This window comes from Aquabacterium sp. UBA2148, assembly GCF_002328915.1.
In the GTDB taxonomy this organism is placed as follows: Bacteria; Pseudomonadota; Gammaproteobacteria; order Burkholderiales; family Burkholderiaceae_C; genus Aquabacterium; species Aquabacterium parvum.
The window spans coordinates 1-5,619 of sequence record NZ_DCXA01000230.1; the positions used below are offsets into that span (position 1 = coordinate 1).

General features: G+C 66.6%; 3 protein-coding genes and 1 pseudogene. All 4 read right to left on the reverse strand.

The window, feature by feature from the left end; genetic code table 11:
* Nucleotides 1–84 (reverse strand): annotated as a pseudogene (locus tag B2W70_RS12970) (plasmid replication/partition related protein); the annotation flags it as partial.
* 45 nt (nucleotides 85–129) lie between these two features.
* Complete coding sequence (locus tag B2W70_RS12975; protein WP_286746264.1) at nucleotides 130–1,497, reverse strand: PAS domain-containing sensor histidine kinase; 1,368 nt, start codon at nucleotides 1,495–1,497, stop codon at nucleotides 130–132.
* The gene (locus tag B2W70_RS12980; RefSeq protein ID WP_286746266.1) at nucleotides 1,490–4,348 is read right to left on the reverse strand and encodes a CheR family methyltransferase; all 2,859 of its coding nucleotides are present in this window, start codon (nucleotides 4,346–4,348) and stop codon (nucleotides 1,490–1,492) included. Before B2W70_RS12980 ends, B2W70_RS12975 begins: the two co-directional genes overlap by 8 nt.
* A 128-nt stretch (nucleotides 4,349–4,476) precedes the next feature.
* The coding region (locus B2W70_RS12985) for a lytic murein transglycosylase (protein ID WP_286746268.1) at nucleotides 4,477–5,619 on the reverse strand (1,143 nt) is incomplete at its 5' end.

Genomic DNA, 5,619 nt, shown 5'->3' on the forward strand with positions numbered 1-5,619 from the left:
CAGGCTGCGCTCGAGCGCTTCGTGCTCGTCGGGCGTGAGGGGGTCGATGTAGGCCTTGAGTTCTTCGCTGACGGTGATGTTCATGGCGCCCGTTGGTGGCCGCAAGGGGCGGCTCAAAGGGCTCGGATTTTATGCGCCTTCCTCGTGCCAGAGCGGAAGCTCGGCCACGAAGCAGCTGCCCACGCCCGGCGTGGAGGTGACCGTCAGGCGGCCATCCATGCCTTCCACCAGGCCTTTGGTGATCACCAGACCCAGCCCATGCCCGTGCAGGTTGCCCGATTCGGCGCCCAGGCGGTTGAACGGCTCGAACAAGTGATCGAGCTGCTGCCGGGACATGCCTTTGCCGCTGTCGCTCACCCCCAGCCACACGTGCTGCCCGATGGAGCCCAGGGCCACCCTCACCCATCCACTGGGCAGGTTGTACTTGATGGCATTGCTCAACAGGTTGATCAAGACCTCGCGCACTTTGCGTGGGTGACCGCGTGCACAGCAGGCGTGGCCTTCGTCGTCTGCCATGGACAGAGACACCCCACAGCGGTTGGCCATGTCGCTGAGCAGCTCGATGACTTCGGCGGCAACGGCTCTCAAGTCAACTGGCTGAGCTGGTGGACCACTGGCTTCCTGCCCATTGATGCGGTTGATCTGCAGCACCTCTTCCACCAGGCCCAGCAGGTTCGTGCCCGCGCTGCGGATGTGCGTCAGGAACTCCTGAGCCACGTGCTCCGGGGGGCGCCTGCCCGGGTCCAACAGCAGGTCGGAGAACCCGATGACGGCGTTCAGCGGGGTGCGGAACTCGTGGCTCACGCGAGCCATCATGCGGTGGTTGGCTTCGCTCGTGGCGCGGGCGAAGTCGCGTTGCTGCGCGGCCATCGTGGCTGCTTCCTGGGCTCTTCGGGCCTCGAGGCGCGCCGTCTGGTCGTCGATGATGCACATGAGCCGGCTGCCGCTTTCACCGGGGCGGTCCTGCATCGGCACCACCGTCAGGCTGGTCCAGAGTCGATCGCCTCGTGCGGTGATCACCTGCACATCCGCCAAAGCGGCCATGTGGCCGTCCAGGGCTGCGTGCAGGGTGTGCTGCAACTTGTACTCGCAGTCGATGCTTGCCATCAGCCGACGAAAAGGCATGCCACGTGAGGTGGTGCGCTCGTTCAGGCCGAGGTCGTTGATGGCGCGCTCGTTGGCGTCCTGGATCAGGCCCATGGCATCCAGCAGCAGGGCCGGCACCGGCAACTGGCGAAACAACTGATCGGTCCATGCCAGCAAGGCCTCGGTGCGCAACTGGGCTTGTCGCAGCTCCTGGTTCTGGGTTTCGAGTTCGACCTTGTAGTGGCCAAAGACGTCGGTCAAGGTCAGAGAGGCCTCCGGGTGGGCGTCGAGCACTTGCCTGGCGCGGTCCATGTCGCCACGCTGCATCGCGGCCATGGCCAGCCCCAGGCAATGATGCCGCGGCGCCAACAACGCTGTCGGCTGGACCTGAGTGGATGGGGTGTCAGCCATGAATGGGCTCCTGCGTCAGGGTCAGCAGCTTGTGCCAGGCGGTGATGTCGGTGTGCACCACCACCGCGCCGCCCATTTTTTTGCAAGGCGTCGCCGTCATCGCGAACCAGCGCTCTTCCTGCGGGCTGTGGCATGGGTAGGTCACCTGGTAGCGCGGCTGCAAGCCACTGAGCACTTGCTGCAGCCCCCGCAACACGTCGAGCGACGACTCGCTGCTCGAGCGCGCCAGCACGGCCAGGTAGTTCGTGCCAACGCCTATCTCGCGAAAGCCTCCATTGTCTGCAGCGAAATCCAGCCAGGCCTGGTTGACCTGGGTGATGGCGCCATGCTGATCCAGCACCGCCACGTGTGACGAGAGTGCGTCCATGACGTTCTGCAGCCTCTGAGCGTCGCGCGTGCGCGAGATGTCGATCAGGCTGATCACAGCCCTGCGCTGGCCGTGCCCGCAGCCCACGATGCGCACCGTGCACAGGGCATCCGGTTTGACGGCGACTTCGCGCTCGACGACGTGTCCACCTTGCAGAACGGTGTTCACGTCATCGATGAAGTCGGGGTAGTCCATCGGGTTGTGGAAGTCCGTCACGCGCCGGCCGATGTCGCTGGCTCGCAGGCGAAACACCAGCGCCGCTTCAGGGGTGAAGCGCAGCAGCGCCAAGCTGCGGTCAACGAACAATGTGGCGATCCCGGTCGACAGTGCCATGCCTTCCAGGTCGGCATTCAGGCTCGAAAGCGCCTCGAGCTTCATGTTGAACTCGGCGTTGACGGTGTAGAGCTCTTCGTTGACCGATTGCAACTCTTCGTTGGTGCTTTGCAGCTCCTCGTTGGCCGACATCAACTCCTCGTTGGTGGCCTGGAGTTCTTCGTTGGTGGCTTCCAGGTCTTCGATGGTTGTCTGAAGAGACAGGCGTGTTTGCGCCAGTTCGTGCTCGAGCTGGCCCAGCCGATGCAGCTCTGCCTCTGACAAGGGTTGATCTTCGTCAGCCGATGGGGCTGTCAGGTGAGGGCTGTCGGGCAGGGTCTCGATGCTCAAGAGCACACCGTGGTGGTTCGGCCCGCTGCCCTTGATCAACCGGCCGCTCACGCGCAGCCTCATGGGCGTTCCGTGCACGTCGGCGTGAACGGGCGGCTCGGTGATGTCTTGCCCGTTGAGCGCAGCGTGGAAGGCATGTCCCGCCACCGCAGCCAGCCTGTCGGGCAACAGGCCGATGGCATCCAGCCTGGGCTCGCCGTTGCCCAGCCTCAGGAAATGGTCGACGGGACCCCAGGTGTGCATCAGGACACGCTGTGGCGACAGCAGCAGACACAGGGGCGCGTGCTGCTGGAGGATTTGCTTGCGGGCCGCATCGATCAGCTGCCGGTTCTGGTCAGCGGGCAACCGGCTGTCGACGCGGACCGTGCGGTCCATCAGGCCGATGCGGCCCGGCAGGTTGAAGTTCGACAGCGGGGGCAGCACCTGTCGATGCAGCCTGTGCAGCCGCGCGCTGTCGTGGACCGGGGCGAAGTCCGGTTGCAGCAAGCCCAGTGATTCGCTGCTGCCCAGAAACAGCAGCCCGTCGAGCCTGAGTGCGTACTGAAGGCGCCGCAGCACCCGTTCCTGGGCCTGGGCCTGCAGGTAGATCAGCATGTTGCGGCAGGCCACCACGTCGACCCGGGTGAACGGCGGGTCTTCCAGGAGGTTGTGGCGGGTCAGGAGCACCATCCGGCGCAGCTCGGGCTTGACCGTCATGTGGGTCTCGTCGAGCGTGAAGTGCCGCGCCAGACGCTCGGGCGAAAGCGTCTCTGCCATGCTGACAGGGTAGGAGCCGGCGGTGGCCGTCTCCAGAACGGTGGCGTCGACGTCGGTGCCGAAGACCTTGATGCCGGGCCAGCGCCCGACCCTTTCGCACGACTCGTGAGCCAGGATGGCCAGCGAATAGGCCTCCTCTCCGCTGGCGCAACCAGCGCTCCACAAGCGCAGGTTGCGCCCTTCGGGCAGCTGGCTGATCAAGGCATCCAGGGCGCTGCCGAGCGCCTCGAAGGCATCCGGGTCACGGAAGAACCCTGTCACGGGGATGAGCAACTCCTGCCGCAGGGCTTCGCACTCTGTTTCGTCCTGCTCGATGCGGTCCGCGTAGGTGGCCAGGAGTTCAGCCTGGCAGGCCTGCATGCGCCGCTCGATGCGGCGCATCACGGTGGGCAGTTTGTACTGGCCGAAGTCCACGCCGTGGCGGTCGAGCAAGGTGCTGAAGATGCGTTGCAGGGCGCTGCGGGCCGAGGGCGCATGAACCAGCCCTTCGTCGGCCAGCCGCTCAGCCCGACCTTGTGTCAGGGCCAGCACGGTGTCGGCCAGTGACTCTGGTGGCGCCACGGCGTCTGGCCGAGTGGCTTGCATGACCGACCGAGGCATGCTGTCGAACTGTGCTGAATCGGGGGCCTGCACCAGCACGAAGCCACCCTTTGCGCGCAGCATGGCCGCTCCCTGGGAGCCGTCTGATCCGGAGCCGGACAGGACCACGGCCACCGTGCGCTCGGCTGCGGCCTCGGCCAGGCTGGTCAGCAGTCGGTTGATGGGCAAGGACAGGCCCCGCTCAGGGCGGGGCTCGAAGCACAGCGCCCCATGGCGCACCGACATCATCACCCCGGAGGGCATCAGGTAGACGTGGTCGGTGAGCAAGGCCTCGCCATCGCGGGCCTCGGTGACCGGCAGGGCGCAGTGGGGGGTGAGCAACTCGCTCATCAAGGAGCGGTGGTCGGGGGCCAAGTGCTGGACCACCACGAAGGCGGCGTTCGAGGGCATCCGGAGCCGACCGAAAAAGCGTTGCAGGGCTTCAAGCCCTCCAGCCGACGCGCCCACCACCACCATCCAAGGCATGCTGTCGGTTGCAGGCAATGCTGTACTGGGTGAGATGTCCACCAGGGGCCTCGTTTCCGATGGAGGCCCTCGTTGCAAAGGCCATCAAAACATCATGGACCCTGCAAGGGGTTTTGAAAATAGGGCATTTACCTGTTTTCGGACACAGGGGGCGCCAGAAGACGCGCCAACAGCTCGGCCGTCGCGAAGCCATCGGCCGGCAAGCCGATGCTGCGCTGCCAGTCGCGCAGGGCACCGCGCGTGGCTGGGCCCAGCAGGCCGTCTGGTGTGCCGGTGGCGAAGCCCTTGTGGTTGAGCGCGGCCTGCAGGGCCTTGACCTCGCTGCGGCTGAGCACGCGTTGATCGCGAGGCCAGGCGGCCTGCACGGGCGCCCCGCCGTCGATTCGTTGGGCCAGCAAGGTCACGCCCAGGGCGTAGCTCGTGGCGTTGTTGTAGCGCAGCACGGCGCGGAAGTTGCGGCCCACCAGGAAAGCCGGGCCTTGTGCGCCCGCGGGTTGCAGGATGCTGGCCTCGGCCATGGCGGGCAAGGGCGAGCCATCGACCAGGCGAACGCCTTCGGCGCTCCATTGGGTGGCCTCTTGCCTCACGCCCGGGTCGGCTCGCGAGACGTCGAAGCCCTCTGGCAGCTTGACCTCCGGAGCCCAGGCCTCACCGGCCACCCAGCCGGCCTGGTGCAGGTAGTTGGCCGTCGAGGCCAGCACGTCGGGCATGCTGCGCCAGATGTCGCGGCGGCCATCGCCATCGGCGTCCACCGCGCGGGCCAGGAAGGCCGAGGGCATGAACTGGGTCTGGCCCATGGCGCCGGCCCACGAGCCGATCATGTGTTCGCGGTCGATGTCACCCTGGTCGATGATCTTCAGCGCGGCCAGCAGCTCGCCACGTGCCCAGGCCTCGCGGCGGCCTTCGAAGGCCAGGGTGGCCAGCGCGTCGATCACGGGCACGTCGCCGTAGTTCTGGCCGTAGTTGCTCTCCATGCCCCACACGGCCACCAGCACGGGCGCGGGCACGCCGTAGCGGCTGGCTGCCGCATCGGCCTGGGTGTGCACCTGGGCCAGCTTGGCCTGGCCATTGGCCACGCGCGTGGGCGAGACGGTGCTGTCGAGGTAGTCCCACGTGCTGCGCGAGAACTCGGGCTGGCTGCGGTCGAGCTCGATGGTGCGTGGCCGGAACTCGGCCACGTCCAGCGCCGCCTTGAGCGTGGCTTCGCTGATGCCGGCGGCGCGTGCGGTGGCGCGGAACTCGGTGCGCCAGGCGGCGAAGCGCTGCGCGTC